The organism is Desulfonatronovibrio magnus, from assembly GCF_000934755.1.
Lineage (GTDB): Bacteria > Desulfobacterota > Desulfovibrionia > Desulfovibrionales > Desulfonatronovibrionaceae > Desulfonatronovibrio > Desulfonatronovibrio magnus.
In genome coordinates, this window is record NZ_JYNP01000061.1 from 11,813 (window position 1) to 31,088 (window position 19,276).

Here is a 19,276-nt window from a genome sequence, read left to right on the forward strand (position 1 = left end):
CTCTATAAACCCATATCAGGCAGGACTATGCCCATCGACTTAACCGGCATCAGCAATGAAAACGAGTTTTATGCTCACCACTATCTTTCAGCCATTCTGGAAAATGACCTCAAAGACCTGTTCAAACAATGGAACACAAGGCTGAAACAGGAAAAAATACCTACCCCTTATTCTCTTATCAGCAGTCTTTCCAGAGACTATTTTTATTTGAAAAATGATCTGGCCCACGAAAAAAACCCGCAGGCCCGACAGAATATTCAGGAAATATTTTATGAAAAGCTTTTGTCAGCCCTTGGATATGCCTGTAATCCTCAGGTGCGTGAAGGTCTTGAAGGCCTGCCGATTCCCATTGCAGGAGAGATATGCAAAGGTTCAGGTGCTCCTGAGCTCTGGATCCTGCCGGTTCTAAACAAAACATCCTTTGGGGAAACAGACCTCCTTGAGCTTGCTCCGCAGCCCGGACAATACCCGGGCCTTGAAGATATTCCTGAGCTTTCCCAGGTCACCTGGCAGGATATTCTTACCAAATCCATTTTTGCCAGAGAAGAACCGCCCAGATGGGTTGTCTTGGTCAGTGTATCCCATATTCTGCTTATTGACCGGGCCAAATGGGCGCAGAAGCGGGTACTTCGCTTTGACCTTGATGAGATCCTGGCCCGCAGGGAAGACTCCACCCTCAAGGCCATGGCAGCTCTTCTTCACCGGGAAAGTATCTGCCCGGAAGACGGAATTCCCCTCCTGGATACCCTGGAGGAGAACTCTCATAAACACGCCTACTCAGTATCCGAAGACCTGAAATACGCCCTGCGGGAATGCATAGAACTCCTGGGCAATGAGGCTGTCTGGCATCTGGAAAACGTCAGGCGCAAAGGCGTATATTCAGGAGCGGAAAAAATTGATCCATCCGAGCTTTCCAGGGAAGCCCTGCGCTTCATGTACCGGCTTCTGTTTATCTTTTATATTGAATCAAGACCTGATCTTGGCTATGTGCCCATGCAGTCCGATGCTTATCGAACCGGGTACAGCTTAGAATCCCTGCGGGACCTGGAAATGGTGCCCTTGACCACCCAGGAGTCTCAGGAAAATTATTACATCCACGAATCCATTCATCTCCTGTTTGAAATAATCTACAATGGCTGGCCCAAGGCTGACAGTCCCAGGGCACAGCAGCTCATGCCGGACAATTCCCTGATCAATACTTTTCTGATTCCACCTCTTCGCTCGCACCTGTTTGACCCCAACAGGACTCCTATTCTCAAAAAGGTCAAATTCAGAAACAAGGTTCTGCAAAAGATCATCCGGCTCATGTCCCTGACCCGCCCGGCCAGGGGACGCAACCAGCGCCGGGGACGCATCTCTTATGCCCAGCTGGGAATAAACCAGCTTGGAGCAGTGTATGAAGGTCTTCTCTCCTACAGAGGTTTTTTTGTTGAAAACGAACAGGGAGTTTACGAGGTTAAAAAGGCTGGAGAAGCGTGGAATCCTTTGTCCATTGCCTATTTTGTGCCCGCGCAGGAGCTGAAAAACTATGCTGAAAATGAAAAAGTTTACAATGATGACGGCACTCTGGTTCACTATTCCAAAGGAACTTTTATCTACCGCATGTCCGGCCGGGACCGGCAGAAATCCGCTTCCTACTATACACCCGAGTCTCTCACCCGCTGTCTCATCAGGTATTCCCTGAAAGAACTGCTCAGGGATAAAAGTGCCGACGATATTCTGGATTTGACTGTTTGCGAGCCAGCCATGGGCTCGGCTGCTTTTCTTAACGAAGCAGTCAATCAGCTGGCAGAAACTTATCTTGAGGAAAAGCAGCGTGAATTGAAAACCCAGCTTACAGTTGATGAACAGGCCAGGGAAAAGCAGAAGGTCAAGACTTATCTGGCGGACAATAATGTTTTTGGCATTGACCTGAACCCGGTGGCTGTTGAACTGGCAGAGGTTTCATTATGGCTGAACACCATCCATCCCGGAGGATACATTCCCTGGTTCGGCAATCAACTGGTCTGCGGCAACTCTCTCGTGGGAGCAAGAAGAGACGTTTTCAGCCCCAGTCTGCTCAAACCGGCAACCAGGCAGGATCCCTTATGGTTAGACAGCATCCCCAAAAGAATAAACCCGGGAGAAGTGCGGCACAAAAGCGGGGTTTACCATTTTCTGCTTCCAGACAGAAACATGGCCGCTTACAACGATAAAAACGTCAAGAAAATTGCACCTGAATCATTCCAGAAGATAAAAGACTGGAAAAAAGATTTTATCAGACCTTTTTCCGGAAAAGACATTGGTCAGATGCAGAAGCTTTCCCAGGCCATTGATGAATTGTGGGAAGAACATACCAGGAATCAGCGCCGGCTCAGGCAGAAAAACAGAGATCCCATTTCATTTTTCGGGCATAAGGAAGATGACCGGGAGCAGACCCCTTTTGAACTCAAGGACCGGATTCTGCGTCAGGAGCAATGGTCTGAAGGACTGCGCCATTCCACTCCATACAAAAGGCTTAAGCTGGCCATGGATTACTGGTGCGCCCTGTGGTTCTGGCCCCTGGAAAAGGCTGACCTTTTACCTTCCAGGGAGGCCTTTCTGCTGGAAATGTCCCTGATTCTGCAGGGAGAGGTTTACCAGGCAAGCAGTGACAAGGATGGTTTATCGAGATGGCCGGGCCTGAAGCAGCCTGAAAGTGACAAGCTGCCCTTTGACCGCCGTCTGGGCCTGGTGGATGTGGATGGTTTATGCGATAAAATGGATCGTCTGCGACTGGCCAGGGATTTGACGCAAAAATACCGATTTCTGCACTGGGAGATGGAGTTTTCAGATATTATCCAGGACAGGGGCGGGTTTGACCTGATTCTTGGAAATCCGCCGTGGATAAAGGTTCAATGGGAAGAAAGCGGAGTCATGGGCGACCATGAGCCTCTGTTTGTTCTCAAAAAGATGAGCGCCACCAGACTGGCCAGTTTGCGCAATGATACCCTTGAAAGGCTTAGCCTGGCTCCTTCTTATCTGCAGGCCTATGAAGAGGCAGAAGCCACCCAGCTGTTTCTCAACGCACAGCAGAACTACCCGGTTTTGCACAGAATGCAGTCAAACCTGTATAAATGCTTCCTTCCTCAAGCCTGGAGATACGGCACAAAACACGGGGTGTCAGGATTTCTTCATCCGGAAGGAGTATATGATGATCCCAAAGGAGGAACACTCAGGCAAGCAGTTTATCCCAGACTCAGGTATCATTTTAATTTCATAAATGAGTTAAAACTATTTTCAGATATTGACCATCATAACTCTTTCAGCGTTAACATTTACTCTGAATCAAGAAATAGAGCTTCGTTTATTCACATCGCCAATCTTTATCTTCCCAACACAGTTGATGGCTGTTTTGATCACAGCGGAAAGGGTCCTGTTCCAGGCATTAAAGACCAAGACAATAAATGGAATGTACATGGCCATGCCTCCCGTCTGCTTTCTGTCACTGAAAAAGAACTCTCCCTGTTTGCCAGCCTTTATGATGCGTCAGGTACATCTCCTTTGCAGGCCAGACTGCCTGCATTGCACACTGTTGAGTTGGTGAGTGTCCTGGAAAAGTTTGCAGCGCAGCCAAGGAAACTTGGAGACTTGCAGGGCGAGTATTTTTCAACTGAGATGTGGCATGAAACAAATTCACAGAATGACGGAACAATCCGTCGACTTACAAAATTTCCGGATACATCAAAAGAATGGATTATGTCCGGACCTCATTTTTTTGTAGGCAACCCCTTTTACAAAACTCCCAGGGAAAAATGCACACTTAATTCGCATTATGACATTCTGGACCTTACTGACCTCTCTGACGATTATCTGCCCCGAACCAACTATGTGCCCAATTGCTCCCAAGAGGAATACCACCGCCGCACTCCAAAAGTGCCCTGGGACGGGAGGCCGGTGACTGATTATTATCGGTGCGTAAATAGAGAAATGATCGGTCCTTCAGCTGAGCGTACATTTGTATCTGTAATCATTCCAAAATCAGCTGCACATATTAACACCTGCTTAGCAACATGCTTTAAAAAAATCCAAACAGTCTTAGATTATTACTCATTGAGCATTTCTACAGTGATTGATTTTAGAGTAAAAAGCACAGGAATGGCCCATGCGAACACTAGCTTAATTGCCCACTTACCAGTTTTGCATTTATGCGCCCTCAGAATATTGATTCACCTTCGGGCTTTGACCCTGTCATGCCTCACAACCCACTTCGCATCCCTCTGGTCTTCCTGCTGGCAAAACTCCTTCTCTATAGATTCCTGGGCTAAGGATGATCCGCGGCTGCCCGATTCATTTTTCCGCAGCCTGACCCCCAAATGGCATCGAGACTGCGCCCTGCGCACAGACTATGCCAGACGCCAGGCCCTGGTGGAGATCGACGTGCTCACTGCCCAGGCCCTGGGGCTGACTTTGGAAGAGCTCAAGACCATATACAGGGTTCAGTTTCCGGTTATGCGTCAATACGAAGCTGACACATGGTATGACCAGAACGGCCGGATAGCATTCACCAACTCCAAAGGGCTGACCGGAGTGGGATTCTCCAGACCTGAATGGAATGACCAGACTGAGGAAGTCAAAAACGACCAGGGCCGGATCATCCGCATATCCAAATCCAGCCAACCCCTTACCCGTCCATTTACAGACACCACCCTGCCCACAGGCCCATACGAAAAAACCATAGAGTACCTCCCGCCCTTTGATAAGTGCGATAGAGAAGAGGATTATGAAGTGGTATGGAAAAAGTTTGAAAGAAGATTTCAGGATAATTATCCCCGGTGATGGCATTAAGGCCATGAAAACAGACACATACAGATTGAAACACTCTTTCTTGACAAAACAAATAGCAGTATCATAATGATACTGTAGTTAGCTGGAGGCTGGTTTGGCTAAATGGAAACCTCATTATGATCTGAAAAAATCTAAAAGTTTAATTGATTCGGATAAATATATCGTTTTAAAGTCTGCAAAAACAACAGCTTTCAAGCTAAATTTTAACGAACAAAGAATAAAAGATGCTTTGCTGAACATCAGACCGTCTGATTTCAGCAAATCAGAGGAAGACTGGCAGATTAAGGGGCATTGGCAGGATGCTTATAAGACCTGCTATGATGGTCACCGTCTTTATGTGAAGTGGAAGATCACTGAAAACAAAGAAGAACATCTGCTGGTCCTGTCATTTAAGGAAGACCAGGGAGGAGAGATATGAGTTTTGCAAATGGCATGTCCTGCCCTGTTTGCGGCAAAGGCCATATTCAGAGGCATCTCAAGCGGGAAGAATTTGAATATAAGGGCCAGACGAAGATTATCGACGACTATCCCCTGCTTATTTGCGACGCTTGTGAAGAGGAATTTGTTTCTGCAGAAGATTCCAGGCTTTTTGATAAGGAGTTGACCGCCTTTCAGCGAAAAGTTGATGGTCTGCTTACTCCTGATGAAATAAGGTCTATCCGGGAAAAACTTGGATATAACCAGACCAGGTTTGCCAGACTGCTCAGGGTCGGGGAGAAAAATTTTGCCCGCTATGAAACCGGGGTCAGTCCACAAAGCAGATACTTAGACTGGCTCATGCGCATCTTGAACGACTACCCTGAAGCCATTAAAACTATAACCCATAACACAGATTCTAACCCGGATAAAAATATTTCAACAAAATATCCGAAAAATGTATCGGATAGGATTTTGGTGCTGCAGGAGGAGTCAGATTTGAAAATTTAATTCCCCAGTCAACCCAGAAGTCCAGCCAAACAGAAAAAATAGAGGATTCTCATGGAAAAAGTAAGGACAAACGAATACAAACCTGACTACGTACTTCCTCCTGGGGATACCATTTTGGAGACTATTGAATCCATTGGCATGACCCCGGCCCAACTGTCTCACAGGATGGGAGAAACTGAGAAGCATATCAATGAAGTAATCAAAGGTAAGGCCGTACTTACAGAGGACATCGCCCTAAAGCTGGAGGTTGTTTTGGGAATCGATGCTTCTTTCTGGCGTAACCTGGAGCAGATGTATAGACGATATAGCTAATGCCGGCTGTGCCCGCAACCCAATGAAAGAAAAGAATACTTAATCATAGCTGGGACAGTCCCCGCAACTCACACTTTGGCTCTGCCGATATTGAGGGTTACTCAGGCAAAATGCATGTACCGGGAATTAGTTCCCAGCGAGGGACAGTCCCAATGCCAGGCGACCTGTCACAAAACACTGCCACACATTTTCTTGTTTTTTATGACAGGACTCCATCGGTAAGTCACTGATATGGTTGACACTGCAACAATTTATGCCAATTTGATTTTTTCAAATTGGCACAAATATTGTCTCAGCCACCAGACTTCATGGATTGACGGTGTAGTGTCAATCCATGAGGTCTAATGCGGGCTGTGCCCGCAACCCAGAAAAGAGCACATAATCATGATCCCTTCCATCCTTTCCAGACAGATACACCATGGACTGAAAGACTTTCTGTCCACCACATTTCTCAGCACCAATCCCTTTTTCCACGGGATGCTGGACCGGTTTCTTAATAGAGACGGAAGCCTGTGCAAAGGTCCTTACATTTCCCTGCAACTGCCTTTTCTACAGGGAAAAAGTGATGAATTTTTCCCTGAAATCCCCTTAGGTTACACACCTTACCAGCATCAGGAACAGGCATTTGCCAGACTGTCCGGTCCTGAGCTTAGAGGAACCATCATTGCCACTGGAACCGGTTCCGGAAAAACAGAATGCTTTACCCAGCCCATACTTGAATATTGCCGAATCAATTCTGACAAGCCAGGGGTTAAGGCCATTTTAATATACCCCATGAACGCCCTGGCCTTTGACCAGGCTGGAAGACTGGCCACAGCCATCTGGAATACCCCCTCCCTCCGGGGCCAGGTCACAGCCGGGCTTTATGTGGGCCAGGGTTCATCAGATCCATGCCCGGTCATGCGCCGGGAGTCCATTATCACGGATAAGGAAATACTTAGACAAAGTCCTCCCCACATCCTTCTCACCAACTACAAGATGCTGGACTACCTTCTGCTTCGGGCCGGGGACGCTGTAATCTGGGAGAGTAACGCCCCGGAGACACTGCGTTTTATTGTAGTGGATGAATTGCATACCTTTGACGGCGCTCAGGGAACAGATCTGGCCTGCCTGCTGCGCAGGCTCAAATCCAGGCTGAAAACCCCGGAGGACTGCCTGTGCCCAGTGGGAACATCCGCTACTCTGGGCGGAGATCAGACTCAAAAGCAGCTTTTGAATTATGCCCAAAAAATTTTTGGACAGTCCTTTGATGCTGACGCGGTTATTACTGAAAGCAGGCAGAGCGCGGATGATTTTTTGCGAGGTGAACTTATAAGCCTGATTGATATTCCAGGTGTTGAACAGAAAAAAGCATTAAACCAGGAAGAATACGCAAATCCTCTGGAATTTCTTCAGGCCCAGATCCAGCTCTGGACAGGAATGAATATTCTGCCTGACCCTGATGACAACGACTGGCGTATAAAGCTTGGACATGTCCTGAAAGGCCATGTGTTCGTGCACAACCTGCTGAGAGTGGTGGGCGGACAGGTACGCAGCATGAATCATATTATCAGCGAACTTGGAGGGAAAGCCTCGCCCCAGCTCAAAGCAGGGGGTGAAGAGTACGCGCATCTTTTGATCAGTAGTATTCTGGCGTGCATTTCAGCTGCCAGGAGCCTTGATAACGGCGTGCTCAAACCTTTTATCCATGTCCGGGTACAGCACTGGTTCCGCGAACTCAGGCGGATGGTCTGTTCTGTAAATTCCAGCCCGGAGCTGGTATTTGCTGACGACCTGACCGAAGAACAGCGCTCTGGTCATCTGCCCCTGCTGCATTGCCGGGAATGCGGACAGACCGGATGGATCGGGAAGCTCCCCATTCACGGCTCAAATGTTCAGACAGAACTCAAAGACATTTATATCGATTTCTTCAGAAAAAAACCATCCCAGCGCCTCATCAGCATGTTCCCTGAAGAAGAAGGCAGCAAATCAGCCTCGTTTCCAGGTTTTAGAATGTGCATTTGTCCCTCCTGCCTGCAGCTGGGACGCAAACCCCGGGGACCATGCAATGGATGTGGACAAAAGGATGTTATACCGGTGCTGGTTCCTGAATTACCCGGAAAACACTGTCCGTCCTGCGGAGCTCACAACAGCCTGACCCTTCTGGGTTCAAGAGCAGCCAGCCTGACCAGCGTCATGATCGGTCAGCTCATGGCTTCCAGATATAACACAGATTCAAAATGCATAACCTTTTCGGATAATGTCCAGGATGCCGCGCACAGGGCCGGTTTTTTCGGGGCCAGAACTTTTCGCTTCACTTTCAGGGCTGCCCTGCAGCAGTTTATCCAGGAACAGGCAAAGGAGATGCCTCTGGATGAAGCCGCCAGGCAAATGCCTGAATACTGGCGAAACAACATGGATTCAGAAACATTTGCAGCTACCTTTCTGCCTCCCAACATGACCTGGTTTCAGGATGTTGACCATCTGGAAAAACACGACCGCCTGCCTCAGAATTCAGATTTATGCAGTCTTATTTCACGCCGGATGAGCTTTGAAATCGCATCTGAATACGGATTCGGCTGTCGCATCGGAAGGACTTTGGAAAAATCCGGAGCCTCTGTTGCCGGACCCAGGCCTTCAGTCCTGAATAAGGCTTTGGATCTTATGCGTGAAGCACTGCCCAATGAAATTGAGGAACTGCGAGGCATTTCCCTTGATTTTTTACCCGCGTTTATCCTTGGCCTCATTACTCAAATGAAGAATCAGGGGGGCATCATTCATCCTGACCTGAATGAGTATGTCAAAAACTGGGGCAAAGAATATATGATCAGCCAGAGGCGAAGGTTATGGATGCCATGCTTTGGCCCCAAAACAAGAACTCCCGGCTTTGTTACCACCAGGCCGGGAATAGGCCGATTTCCCCAGCTGACTCGAAGCGGCAGCTGTTCAAGCTGGTATGAATGGTGGGCTTACAATTACTTTCCTGTTCTCGCCATGCGCATGCCCACCCAGGCTCAAAGATTTTACTCAATAGTCTTTGCCTGCATGAAAAAGCAGGGTTTGATCCAGGATATCTTTCAAGACGGCCATCATATCTACGGCCTGGAACCGGCTTCTTTGCTCATTTCCAGTCAGGTCATGCAGTTTAAATGCAAAATCTGCGGGCACAGCATATCTGGTGCTGAGGCTGATTCATTGATCTGGGACGGAATGCTCTGCCTGCGCCGGGGATGCCGGGGCACTTATGAATCTGCCGGGACAGGACCGGATTATTACGGACGCCTTTACAGCCTTGGCAGAATCACCAGACTGGTGGCCAGAGAACACACAGGCCTTCTGGAAAGAGATGTACGCGAGGACCTGGAGAGAAAATTCAAGACCCCGGACGAGCATAGAAAACCCTGGTACCCCAATCTGCTCTCCAGCACACCCACGCTGGAAATGGGCATTGATATCGGTGATTTGTCCACCACCCTGCAATGCTCTGTTCCTCCAAATCAAGCCAACTATATTCAAAGGATCGGACGCAGCGGCCGTAAGGACGGCAATGGCCTGAACCTGACTGTTGCTGCGGGAAAGGCCCACGATTTATACTTTTTTGCTGAACCCCTTGAAATGATCGCCGGGGATATCCATCCACCTGGCATATTTCTGAATGCTTCGGCCGTACTTGAACGACAATTAACAGCCTTTTGTCTTGACCGCTGGGTGCTTGCTTATCCAGGGGCTGATCCAATGCCCCGACTGCTGGGCACAGTTCTGGATACTTTTCAGCGTCAGGACAAATCAATTTTCCCCCATAACCTTATGGATTTTGTCCAGGCTAGACTTGATGAGTTAACTGCAGATTTTTTACAGCTTTTTGATCAGGAGCTTAGCCAGGACTCCACGGATCATCTGAAACAGTTCGCCCTTGGAGACAATAACAATAACCCTGGATTTATATACCGCATTGTGCAGAGGCTTTATGAACTGCAAAGAGAAAGAAAATCCCTGAAGTTAAGGGTGGACCGCCTTTACAGAGAGATAAAACGCAAGGCAAACAGCCCGGTTAAAGACAAAAATCATGAGCAGGAAATGGAAAGCCTGCGTCAGGAGAGGTCCGGACTCATGGCCCTTATCCGAAACATAAACTCCAAAAACACCTTGAATTTTCTCACTGACGAGGGTTTGCTCCCCAACTATGCCTTTCCTGAACAGGGCATTCTATTGCAGTCCATCATCTATCGCAAAAGAATGATCAGACAGAACAGTCAGGGAAAATACGAGACCCTTAATTTTGAGTATGAAAGACCGGCTGCCAGCGGACTCAGGGAGCTGGCCCCTGGAAACCGGTTTTACGCAGAGGGACGCCGGGTGGAAGTTGATCAGGTTGATCTTTCAGTAGCTGATGTTGAAACCTGGAGGCTTTGTTCCAATTGTCCCCACGCGGAACCAGAAGCTACAGTCAAAAGCAGGTCCATGTGTCCAAGATGCGGCAGTCCCTTATGGTCTGACCAGGGCCGGAAGCAGGAACTTATACGCATTCGTCAGGTCATGGCCAATGCTCCAGACTGGGAAACCAGGATTGCTGACGATTCAGATGAAAGAAACCCGGCTTTTTATACAACCCAGCTGCTTGTTGATGTCGACGATTCAAGTATCCATGACGCTTTTCAGATAGATAACCCTGAATGTCCTTTTGGTTTTGAGTTTATTTCCAAAGCCCTGTTCAGGGATATAAATTTTGGCCCCATGGTTGGGAACGGTCAGACTCTGCAGGTAGCAGGGGAAGATCTGGAAAGGACAGGTTTTGTACTTTGCAGACGCTGCGGAAAGGTTCAGAAACCTGATGGACGGATCAAGCATGCCTTTGGGTGTCCGGCCAGAGAAAAAGACGATGACGCCAATTTTGTTCAGAGCGTTTTTTTGTACAGGGAATTTACCTCCGAAGCCGTAAAAATTCTGGTTCCTGTGTCAGGATATGAAATATCGAGACTGAGGATGGATTCTTTTGTGGCTGCCCTGCAGCTGGGACTCAAACATCATTTTGGCGGTTCAGCCTATGCTATTCAGCATTTGCAGACCACTCTCAGCCAGGAACCGGTACCGGACTCAAATCTGCGCAAACAATATATTGTTTTGTACGATACAGTTCCTGGAGGTACGGGTTTTTTAAAGCAGCTCATGCGCTCGGAAAACATGCTCAAAGTGCTTTCAAAGGCTCTGGAAGTGCTCATCAATTGTTCCTGCCAGAAAGATCCGGACAAGGACGGCTGTTATAATTGTCTTCTGGCTTACCGCCACAGCCATCTCATGCCTACTACGTCAAGAAATACAGCAGTAAATATTCTTAAAAACATACTCGCGCATGCTCATAACCTGAGACAGGTTCCAGATCTAAGAGGTATCCGTGTGGAAGGTCTTGGCGAGAGTGAGCTGGAAGCATTATTTCTGGAAGGTTTGGCTAAGCTCACTAAACAAGCCTATACTGTTGATCTGCGCAAGGAAGTTGTTCGAGGTAAACCTGGAAGCTTTCTTCGCCTCAATGGGCAGGTCTATGAAATCGAACCTCAGGTTGAGATGGGAACAGGCAGGGGAATAATCATTCCAAGCCGGGCTGATTTTATTATCCGGCCGGCCAGAAGCAGACAGGCCGGGAAACCTGTGGTGGTTTTCACTGACGGTTTTACATTCCATCGCAAACGGATTGGTCAGGATACTGCTCAGCGCATGGCCATCCTGCAAAGCAAAAACTTTTACGTCTGGAGCCTGTCCTGGAAAGATGTTTACAGCCAGATCAAGAACAGCGGAAATAAAATTGCTGATCTGCTGCACCCCGGGGAGAGCATAATGGGACAACAGCAATTTTCCAGTCTGTTAGACAAGTTGAGCCTGGAAGGCAGCAGAGACCGACATCTCAGGGACAACTTTGGTTTGCTGGCGGATTATCTGTCTAAGCCGGAAGACGTGAACATGCAAAACTATGCCCTGGCACAGGCCTTGAGCCTTTTGGATCTGCAGGTTTACAAGGATGCAAGCCGCAGAAAAGACTGGCTTAAAGATTTGAGCCGGGTCTGCCCGGATTATCTGTTTCAAGATATTTCAGCTGACTTTGATCAGATGTTACTTGGAAAACTTAATACAGGTCCCATAGAGATGTTCATCGCGGCTCAGACTGAGGCTTTGAAAAGGTGTGATGCACAGGGCCTGCGCATTGTCTGCTGTCTTGATGATGAACAGACCGCCCTGGAACAGGAAGACTTTGAACGCAGCTGGATAAATTATCTCAGACTTATGAATATTTTTCAGTTTCTGCCGGGATCTTTTTTTGTAACCAGAACAGGATTGCGGCAGGGAATGTACCTGAACCTGAAAACCCAGGACCCAGAATCAGATCCATTGGTTATTCATACTGCAGGTCCTGATGACAAAGATCATGCCTGGCAGGAAGTATTTGAACTTGCCGATCCAGCAGGGCACAAACTTTTGCGTGATTTGCGCAGCAAAAAGATTACACCGCCTGATGTGGGATTTGAACTGGTTGTAAATAATTCTGTTGCAGCTCAGGCTGAGTTTGCCTGGCCCAAGGACAAGTCAGCTTACTTTTTTAAAACACAACAATCAGACGCTGCTTTTTTCCAGGAAAATGGATGGCAGGTACATATTATTGAATAAGCACAACGTATCTGTTCACCACATTTTTCTACACTCAGATGAAGCCTGCACTCTGATTTGTTTTCGCCATTGCTGCTTGTTTGACCAGCCCTGAGCCCGTTAGTCAAAACCATGGACAGGTAAGACCTCTATGCTGCTTGAAAGAATTAATGGTTTTGACTTACGGGCTCATGCTGGGAGTTTGCAGCAACAGAAAACAAATCAGGGTGCAGGCTGGACTTACAGCTTGGTGAATATTTACAACACATCAACAATTGTGGAGCATTGACATGGTCATTCCTCAACCCGCGGTTGCAATATCCAGCGATTTTTTTACTGCATTTTCAAAGGTGCCCAAAAATGTCCAGTCCAAGGCGGTAAGCTTTCTGTCCAAATTTCGCCAGGACCCCACCAGCCCCGGCATCAACTACGAAAAGATCCATCATGCTGCACATCCGGGTTTCCGTTCGGTGCGAATTGGTGACGACTACCGGGGTATTGTCCTGAAACCTGACCAGGACAATGTTTATGTTTTGCTCTGGATCGACAGTCATGACAAGGCATATGACTGGGCCAGGCGTAAAAAATGCGCTGTGCATCCTGAGACAGGAAGTCTGCAGGTTTATGAGTCACAGGATTCTGATGAAGGTTTGAGTCAGGAGGACAAAAACAGTGATTTTGATTTACCGGGGTTGTTTGATGATATTCATGACCGGCATCTCCTCCAGTTGGGTATTCCCCAGGATTTATTGCCTGGTGTGCGCCGGATCAAAAATATACAGGAACTCGAAGCCATGCTGGAAAAATTTCCTCAGGAAGCATATGAGGCTCTTTTTTTCCTGGCAGAAGGTTTTACATTGCAGGAAGTTATTGAAGAAATGGACAGGGGTGAAAAGCACGAAGAAATTGATACCAAAGATATCCGTTCCGCCCTTGACAAGCCTGATTCCAGGCAGCGTTTTCATGTAGTCACCGACGACCTGGAGCTTCAGGCAATGCTCCATGCTCCCCTGGAAAAATGGAGGGTCTTTCTGCATCCCAACCAGAGAAAAATTGTGGAACGAAAGTGGAATGGGCCTGTTCGCGTACTGGGTGAAGCCGGAACCGGCAAAACCGTGGCTGCACTGCACAGGGCCAGATGGCTGGTCCGCAAAGTTTTTACAGCTGAACAGGACTGGATATTACTGACTACCTATACAACAAATCTTGCCGCTGATATCCGGGAAAACCTCAAGTCCATATGTACACCCCAAGAGCAGTCCAGAATAGAAGTGATCAATATGGACAAATGGGTGATGAATTTTTTGAAGCGTAGCGGTTACCCTTCTACAATCGTATATTCCGGGAAAACAGATCCCCTGTGGAAGGAAGCCATGGCTGCCGCCCCTGAAGAGCCCCCCCTTACTGAAGCATTTTACCGGGAAGAATGGAAAAGCGTTCTGCAACCTCAGGGAGTAACCACCTTTGCCGATTATTGCCGTGTATCCCGCAAAGGACGGGGAGTACCCCTGAATCGCAAATCCAGAAAGGCCATCTGGCCTGTATTTGAGGAGTACAGACTGTTGCTCAATGAAAGAGGGTGGCGTGAAGTTGATGACGCTTTCCGTGATGCCCGGGATATTATTCAAGCTCAGCAATTAACCCTGCCGTATAAGGCCATCATTGTTGATGAAGCCCAGGACATGGGCTCTCAGGCTTTCAGTCTCTTAAGACATATGGTCCCTGAAGGACCCAATGACATCTTTATTGTCGGTGACGGGCATCAGCGGATTTACAGACATAAGGTTGTCCTGGGGCAATGCGGAATAAAAATTATCGGCAGGAGCAAGAAGCTGCGCATCAACTACCGGACCACAGAGGAAACCAGACGCTGGGCCACAAGCATTTTGAAAAACATGGCCATTGATGATTTGGATGAGGGCCTGGATCATCAGAGAGGAACAACTTCACTCATGAGAGGCCTGGAACCGAAACTCTGTCATTTCAACTCTTTTGAAGAGGAATGCCAGTATCTGCTCGAACTAATCAGATCGAAAGAAAAAGATGGCACTTTGGACTCAACCTGTCTGATCGTCAGGACCAACAATATTCTCCAGAGGTATATGAAAATAATCCAGGATAGCAACATCCCTGTCTATCCCATTAAGCGAAGCGCGTCAGAGGATAGAAATGCCACCGGCCTGAGAATAGCCACAATGCACCGGATCAAGGGGCTGGAGTTTAATACCATTATCATTGCCGGAGCCAATCAGGGTATTTTGCCGCTGCATCAGTCTCTTTACTCAACCGACGATCCAGCCGAGCGAGACGATCTTGAATTTCGAGAAAGGGCCTTGTTTTATGTAGCGGCAACAAGGGCCATGCAGGAAGTGGTGGTTACAAGCTATGGCCGGAAAAGTGAGTTTCTGGAGGAAGTGGAAATCGCTAATTGATGCGGTGGAGCCGGAATATTCTCGCACATGACGGTAAAATATCGCATGAGGTGGCAAAAGAACTGGCAGAAAGCAAGTATGAGAAGTTTCACATACAACGCCTCTCTAATTCGGCAAAATCACTCAGCGATTTCGACAAGTTTCTCCTGTAAGTTCGCGCAAATGTCTTCTGGCTACTTCCAGCCCCTGTATTCCTCTAATTGTTGCCCTGTATAGTTTTCTCCATGTCCTGCCGTCCCTGACCTTTCTGGAGGTCAGATAGCCTTTTCTTTCCATGGCGTGCAGCATGGGATAGAGGGTTCCAGGACTTAAGCTGTATCCGTGGCTGGCAAGTTCATCAATCATCCATTGTCCGTAAATTTCATGCTCTGCTGCGTGATGCAGGACATGGAGACGTACCAGTCCGGATAACAGATCGTGATATTCCATTGAAGATGCCTCATGTTATTAAAATTAATGGTAACTGTTCAACAAAATCCAATAAGAAGGCCGGGCCCCCGGATCAAAGCCTGTCCCGGGCCCTGATCCGGGATCAGAGGTGACAGTTAAATCAGGCCCTTGCCCTTTTGAGTCATTCCAGCGAAAGCCGGAATCCAGGGTATTTTAATAGCCATATAGCAAATATTCTGAACAGTTCAGATAATGTTCATATGATCCCTAATATCAAGCCTGTGGCGATGAAAAACAATAACCCTGCCACAATCAGCTGAACAGAGCGAAGGGTGATTTTTTTCAAAAGCCTCCTGCCCGCAAACGCTCCCACAAAAGCTGCCAGGGAAGCAATGGCAATGAGAGACAGGTTGTCTCTGACTTCCTGACTCCAGAGCAAGCCTGAATACGCAGCGATTCTTGAAATATCAACAATAACCGCTATAACCACGCCAGTGCCTACAAATGCTTCCTTGCTCAGGCCGGATTTTATGAGAAAAGCACTGCGAAATGCGCCCTGATGTCCGGAAAGCCCTCCGAAAAACCCGCTTAATAGACCTCCCAGGGGCAAATATTTGGGATCTATGGCTATTTTTTTCAGGGGAGTCAGGAGTTCAAGCCCGGCAAACATGGCCATGAGTATGCCAATGACCAGCTTTATGGGATAAATATTGAACTCGTTTCCCAAAAGGTTGTAGGTTATAAGCGGTGGCATGTCAGCAAGCATAAGGAGCAGGGTCGCACCGGCAAAACTGGTCAGAAGGGCAGGCAGACCAAAGGAGATAACAGCCTTCATATTGGCCTTGTTGCCGATAAGGGCCAGCTTGAAAATGTTATTGAGCAGGTGGACCACAGCAGTCATGGCCACTGCTGCCTGAACAGGGAAAAACAGAGCAAAGGCAGGCAGCAACAGGGTGCCAAGGCCAAATCCTGAAAACAGAGTCAGTCCTGATGCCAGTAAAGCAACGATGCAGATGGTAATGATGTCCATGGTTATTCCTGAGGGGTTAAGTAGAGAATTATTTTGTAGCTATCGTGTTTCGAAATCGTTTTTCGATATAGATGTGAAAATCATACTTGTCAAGTATAGAAGATATCTCAGCACAGTTATGGTTGACATAACTATGACTTCTAATTAAGAATAAACGCAATTACTTAATATTTTATCTAAACAGGAGGCAGGCAATGATTTCCAATGCACAGGAACTTGCTGACTTATTCAAGGTGCTTTCTTCACCGTCAAGGGTTAAGATGCTGGAATTGATTAAAAACAGATCTCTTTGCGTAAGCATTTTGGCCAAAGAGCTGAATATGACTCCGGCTGCAGTTTCCCAGCATATGCGCATATTGAGAAGCGCAAAACTGGCTAAGGGCGAGAAGCGGGGTAATTATGTCCATTATCAGGCAGATAATGAAAAGCTTAAAAAATGGCAGAAAAAGATCCGCCTGTTCTTTGAACCGCCTCTAACCTGAGCGCAATGCGGTTTCACATGGTCCTGGTAGTGAACCTCTGGCTGACGGTCTTGACTTTAGTATCAATATTGATATTGTTTTGCTTATGAATCAAGTGGACAACCTGCTGAAACAGATCAGGCAAAATCCGGCCAACGTTCGCTTTGCTGACTTATGTAAATTATGTGATTATTTTTTTGGAACAGCACGACAATCTGGGAGCAGTCACAGAATTTACAAGACACCTTGGCAAGGCGATCCACGAGTCAATATTCAAAATAACAAGGGAAAAGCTAAAACATATCAGGTCAAACAGGTAATTAAGGCTGTTGAGAGATTGGAGGTTGAAAATGCAACTAAAAAATGACTACTATACATACAGGGTAACCTGGTCTGCAGAAGACAGTGAATATCTTGGTGTTTGTGTTGAATTTCCAAGCCTTAGCTGGCTATCCGCAACTCCTGAAGCAGCGTTAAAAGGCATTAGGCATATCGTAGCTGAGGTCATTGAGGATATGCAGGAAAATGGCGAGGTAATACCCCAACCCATAGCCAAGAAGAACTATAGTGGTAAATTTATGGTGCGAGTTCCTCCTGAAGTCCATAGAAACCTGGCAATTCAAGCGGCAGAGGCAGGGATAAGTATCAACCGGCTGGTAAGCTCGCGTCTTAGTCAGTAGGATAATGCGTATCAGGGAATTTATTGTGTATGGCAATATTTGTCCTAAACTGTAGAGAGTGTTTATCTGTTTATGGAAATATCCATCTTTGTTTATCCAGTTATTTTTCTGGCTTCCTTTGTTTTGTCCATGGCAGGACTGGGGGGCGGGCTGATTTTTGCGCCTTTATTTATTCTTATGGGATTTGGACAGACCCCGGCAGTAGCATCATCTCTTCTGCTCAACGGACTTGGGGCCATGACTGCTTCCTTTGTGTATATTCGAAGCAGGCTTGTGGATTTTTCTCTGTCGGTTCCTTTGATTATATCATCATGTCTGGCAGCCCCTGCAGGGGCCATGACTGCCAGGTGGGTTGACCAGAAATATTTTCTCACAGCCATGTCAATTGTTGTCCTGGGTGCAGGCATCAGAATGCTTATGACCTCACGAATGCAGTTTGGCGATGCAGCCCAGAGGCATGTCTGGTCCTGGTCCAAGCTCATTCAGACAACCTTGCTGGGTCTGGTTATCGGCTTTATGGGCGGGATGCTGGGTATTGGAGGGGGAGTTTTTGTCGTACCGCTTCTTGTCTATCTGCTTCATGTCCATCCTAAAACTGCTGCTGCCACCACAGCCTTTATTGTCTTTTTTTCTTCCTTTGCCGGCTTTTTTACCCATGTGGCCATTGAAGCACTGAACTGGAACTTTCTGATCCTGGCCGGTCTGTTTTCTTCAGCAGGTGGGCTTTTAGGTTCCAGGCTCATGAGTACCAAACTAAGCGGTAACTTTGTAAAAAGGCTGTTTGGTGTTATTCTTCTGGCTCTGGCAATCTATCTCTTTTACAGGGGTATTTTTCAAGTATAATGCCCACCGGGGTGTGCCGCGCAAGTAAAAATGTGACTTGCGCGGCACATCCAGCTATGATTAAATATTCTTTTCTTTCATTGGGTTTCGAGCATAGCCTGCTCCTGACCCTGCCCACCTTGAATAAAACTGAAATTATTTTTTTGTTGACCGGGATTATTCCTCAAGGGAATGATCGTTCTCAAGCTCCAGCCTGGGGACGAGGGGTATAAGTTACTCGCAGGTTCAGTCCCGGGCCCCTGGATTGAGCGCTTCTAACCGTCTGTGCTCAAAGCAATACTGGAAATGATAAATGATATTTGAACAGAAATTACAAAAGGATGTGTCACCATGAACAGATACTTCAATATAGCGGGCCCATGTGTACCGGACGAACACTATATGATTCCAACTGAGCAGCGCTGCAAAGGTCTGGATATCCTGATCGAACAGGAACAATATTTTGTAATTCATGCGGCCCGGCAATCAGGTAAAACCACTCTGCTGAATGAACTTGCCAGCCAATTGAATGCCCAGGGTCGTTACTATGCCCTGTACTGCTCACTGGAATCGGTTCAGAATATTGGCGAACCTGAAATAGGGATTCCGGCAATTACAAATGCTATCGACAGCGCCATCAGATACAATTCTTTTCTTAGTATCAAAGAGTTCTTACTACCGAAGATTTCCGGCCGCTTCAATGTCGAACTGAAGGAAAGTCTGATTGAATATTGCATGAAACTGGACAAACCTCTAATCATCCTTTTTGATGAGGTGGACTGTCTGGCCAACGGAACCCTG

Annotated in this window: 12 protein-coding genes; 10 read left to right on the plus strand and 2 right to left on the minus strand. The window is 47.3% G+C overall.

Annotated elements, in window-relative coordinates:
• Positions 1–27: 27 nt before the first annotated feature.
• The 6 genes from LZ23_RS07820 (at position 28) to LZ23_RS07845 (ending at position 15,092) form a co-directional block, all read left to right on the plus strand.
• Complete coding sequence (locus tag LZ23_RS07820) at positions 28–4,797, plus strand: DNA methyltransferase family protein (RefSeq protein WP_052507214.1); 4,770 nt, start codon at positions 28–30, stop codon at positions 4,795–4,797.
• A 103-nt stretch (positions 4,798–4,900) separates the two neighbouring features.
• Positions 4,901–5,224: a type II toxin-antitoxin system MqsR family toxin gene (locus LZ23_RS07825; RefSeq protein WP_045213049.1), complete on the plus strand. Its 324-nt coding sequence runs from the start codon at positions 4,901–4,903 to the stop codon at positions 5,222–5,224.
• Positions 5,221–5,733 carry a type II toxin-antitoxin system MqsA family antitoxin gene (locus LZ23_RS07830; RefSeq protein WP_045213051.1) on the plus strand — a complete coding sequence of 171 codons (513 nt, stop codon included), beginning with the start codon at positions 5,221–5,223 and terminating at the stop codon, positions 5,731–5,733. Before LZ23_RS07825 ends, LZ23_RS07830 begins: the two co-directional genes overlap by 4 nt.
• Before the next feature lie 51 nt (positions 5,734–5,784).
• Positions 5,785–6,045 carry a helix-turn-helix transcriptional regulator gene (locus LZ23_RS07835; protein ID WP_045213053.1) on the plus strand — a complete coding sequence of 87 codons (261 nt, stop codon included), beginning with the start codon at positions 5,785–5,787 and terminating at the stop codon, positions 6,043–6,045.
• A 384-nt stretch (positions 6,046–6,429) separates the two neighbouring features.
• The gene (locus LZ23_RS07840; RefSeq protein ID WP_045213054.1) at positions 6,430–12,681 is read left to right on the plus strand and encodes a DEAD/DEAH box helicase; all 6,252 of its coding nucleotides are present in this window, start codon (positions 6,430–6,432) and stop codon (positions 12,679–12,681) included.
• A gap of 269 nt (positions 12,682–12,950) precedes the next feature.
• Positions 12,951–15,092: a 3'-5' exonuclease gene (locus LZ23_RS07845; RefSeq protein ID WP_045213056.1), complete on the plus strand. Its 2,142-nt coding sequence runs from the start codon at positions 12,951–12,953 to the stop codon at positions 15,090–15,092.
• Positions 15,093–15,215: 123 nt separating this feature from the next.
• Here the strand turns inward: LZ23_RS07845 and LZ23_RS07850 are convergent, their stop codons facing one another.
• On the minus strand, positions 15,216–15,521 hold the full coding sequence (locus LZ23_RS07850; RefSeq protein WP_045213057.1) for a PadR family transcriptional regulator: 306 nt from the start codon (positions 15,519–15,521) through the stop codon (positions 15,216–15,218).
• A 217-nt stretch (positions 15,522–15,738) separates the two neighbouring features.
• Positions 15,739–16,512 (minus strand): TSUP family transporter, encoded by a 774-nt coding sequence (locus LZ23_RS07855; RefSeq protein WP_045213059.1) that lies wholly within the window; start codon positions 16,510–16,512, stop codon positions 15,739–15,741.
• 194 nt (positions 16,513–16,706) lie between these two features.
• Here LZ23_RS07855 and LZ23_RS07860 point away from each other — a divergent pair, with 194 nt between their 5' ends.
• The 4 genes from LZ23_RS07860 to LZ23_RS07885 all read left to right on the plus strand — a co-directional run.
• The gene (locus LZ23_RS07860; RefSeq protein WP_232300439.1) at positions 16,707–16,994 is read left to right on the plus strand and encodes an ArsR/SmtB family transcription factor; all 288 of its coding nucleotides are present in this window, start codon (positions 16,707–16,709) and stop codon (positions 16,992–16,994) included.
• 329 nt (positions 16,995–17,323) lie between these two features.
• Positions 17,324–17,653 (plus strand): type II toxin-antitoxin system HicB family antitoxin, encoded by a 330-nt coding sequence (locus LZ23_RS07870; protein ID WP_045213062.1) that lies wholly within the window; start codon positions 17,324–17,326, stop codon positions 17,651–17,653.
• Positions 17,654–17,725: 72 nt separating this feature from the next.
• Positions 17,726–18,496, plus strand: coding sequence for a sulfite exporter TauE/SafE family protein (locus tag LZ23_RS07875; protein WP_045213064.1), 771 nt, complete (start codon positions 17,726–17,728; stop codon positions 18,494–18,496).
• Positions 18,497–18,826: 330 nt separating this feature from the next.
• A partial coding sequence (locus LZ23_RS07885; protein ID WP_045213068.1) for an ATP-binding protein occupies positions 18,827–19,276 on the plus strand: 450 nt, incomplete at its 3' end.

Excerpts from the sequence above, each read along its gene's own strand:
- LZ23_RS07870 (WP_045213062.1), top strand. The coding sequence starts at position 17,324 with ATGCAACTAAAAAATGACTACTATACATACAGGGTAACCTGGTCTGCA.
- LZ23_RS07830 (WP_045213051.1), top strand. The coding sequence starts at position 5,221 with ATGAGTTTTGCAAATGGCATGTCCTGCCCTGTTTGCGGCAAAGGCCAT.
- LZ23_RS07855 (WP_045213059.1), bottom strand. The coding sequence starts at position 16,512 with ATGGACATCATTACCATCTGCATCGTTGCTTTACTGGCATCAGGACTG.
- LZ23_RS07840 (WP_045213054.1), top strand. The coding sequence starts at position 6,430 with ATGATCCCTTCCATCCTTTCCAGACAGATACACCATGGACTGAAAGAC.
- LZ23_RS07850 (WP_045213057.1), bottom strand. The coding sequence starts at position 15,521 with ATGGAATATCACGATCTGTTATCCGGACTGGTACGTCTCCATGTCCTG.
- LZ23_RS07860 (WP_232300439.1), top strand. The coding sequence starts at position 16,707 with ATGATTTCCAATGCACAGGAACTTGCTGACTTATTCAAGGTGCTTTCT.
- LZ23_RS07835 (WP_045213053.1), top strand. The coding sequence starts at position 5,785 with ATGGAAAAAGTAAGGACAAACGAATACAAACCTGACTACGTACTTCCT.
- LZ23_RS07875 (WP_045213064.1), top strand. The coding sequence starts at position 17,726 with ATGGAAATATCCATCTTTGTTTATCCAGTTATTTTTCTGGCTTCCTTT.
- LZ23_RS07845 (WP_045213056.1), top strand. The coding sequence starts at position 12,951 with ATGGTCATTCCTCAACCCGCGGTTGCAATATCCAGCGATTTTTTTACT.
- LZ23_RS07820 (WP_052507214.1), top strand. The coding sequence starts at position 28 with ATGCCCATCGACTTAACCGGCATCAGCAATGAAAACGAGTTTTATGCT.